A 533-nucleotide genomic window follows, 5' to 3' on the forward strand; every position below is an offset into this window, starting at 1 on the left:
CGGCCGTGCTCACCGCCTTCGTGGACGACCTGTTCACCGGCATGCGGGTCAAGGGGGCCTACCAGTTCCGCGTCACCCGCAATTCGGAGCTGTTCGTCGACGAGGAGGAAGTCGAGAACCTCGCCAGCGCGATCAAGGACGAACTGGCCAGTCGCGGCTTCCGGCCCGCGGTGCGCCTGGAAATCGCCGAGCACTGCCCCAAGCCGATCGTGCGCACCCTGCTGCAGAACTTCGCCCTGACCGAAAACGCGGTCTACCGCATCAATGGTCCGGTCAACATCAACCGCGTCACCCAGGTCTACGACCTGGTGGACCGCCCCGACCTGAAGTTCCCGGCGTTCAAGCCCGGCGCCGTGGCCCTCGACGCCGATGCCCCGTTCGAAACGCTGCGCCAGCGCGACGTGCTGCTGCACCATCCCTACCAGAGCTTCCAGTCGGTGCTCGACCTGCTCCAGCACGCCGCGCACGACCCCGACGTACTGGCGATCAAGCAGACGCTCTACCGCACCGGCAAGGACAGCAAGATCATCGAC

Annotated in this window: 1 pseudogene; it reads left to right on the plus strand. The window is 66.0% G+C overall.

The features are described 5' to 3' along the window. Window positions 1–533, plus strand: a pseudogene (locus tag ACYVJE_RS23110) (RNA degradosome polyphosphate kinase); the annotation flags it as partial.

Source organism: Salinifilum aidingensis (genome assembly GCF_054782015.1).